The organism is Lamprobacter sp. (genome assembly GCF_034860625.1).
Lineage (GTDB): Bacteria > Pseudomonadota > Gammaproteobacteria > Chromatiales > Chromatiaceae > Lamprobacter.
Genome location: NZ_JAYESN010000639.1, coordinates 1 through 899, shown reverse-complemented (window position 1 = coordinate 899; position 899 = coordinate 1). Strand labels below are relative to the sequence as shown.

Here is an 899-nt window from a genome sequence, read left to right as displayed (position 1 = left end):
GGTATCACCGGGGCGGTCATGTCGGCTCAAGCGGCGGATGCTAGCGGAGATTGGGTGCCTCGACGGAGCTTCGGGGAGCGCTGTCCTGTTAACAAGCGCCCTCCCACCAGAGCGAGCAGTCCTGCTCCCAGCAGGAAGAGGGAGGCTGGTGCGGGGACATTCGTTGGTGGGGGCGCGCTGGGTTGAGGGGAGCGAGCCCCAGTGGTAAGTGAATTGTCGCTTGCCACGAATCCTTGAGGTTCGAACCATGCCCTTGCCTGGCCACTCAGGAGAGATATTTTTAAATCTCCTGCATTGAAGGAAAACAAACTTTGTGGGGTATTAACAATACCTAAGGTACCCTCTTTTAACCAACTGCCTCCACCAAGCTGTTGGACCTGATTCTTTACGGAGAATTCCACGTTCTGAGTAATTGTTTGACTGTTATCCAAATCAGTAATAGAAATCGGCAAAATAATCGATTGAAAGTTTACAAATGTTTGATCCGCCGGAGCGACAAACACTAATGCAGGATCACTTCCTGTTCCACTGGCATAACCAGCATTCCCTATCACGTCGCTACCATCTAAATCAAAAGAAAAATACGACTCAAAAGGGTTAACAGTGACATAGTCGACCGTCACCGTCGTGGTTGATTCGAGGTAAAAGTTGATCAGCGTGGCTTGCGCCCCCCCCCCCGAAAATGAGCGCCATGGCGGCGGCGGTGGATGTTGCCAAACGACGTACTGCCTTCGAGTTCATAGGGAATCTCCTTTGCACATATGAATGTTGGAACTGAACGCGAACTTCAGAGAAAAAGAGGAAACCTTGGTTCCTGTCAGCCGACAGCTTCCCTGGTCGCACGGTGGCTCAAGCAAAAACCGAGCCACTTTTATTTATGTCTTAAAAATAGCACTTAT

Annotated in this window: 1 protein-coding gene; it reads right to left on the bottom strand. The window is 50.5% G+C overall.

Going from position 1 to position 899, the window contains the following annotated elements; all coding sequences use genetic code 11:
- Positions 1-26 precede the first annotated feature (26 nt).
- Entirely contained in the window at positions 27-623 is a 597-nt protein-coding gene (locus VBE63_RS30425) for a hypothetical protein (protein WP_323686691.1), read from the bottom strand.
- Between the last annotated feature and the right edge of the window lie 276 nt (positions 624-899).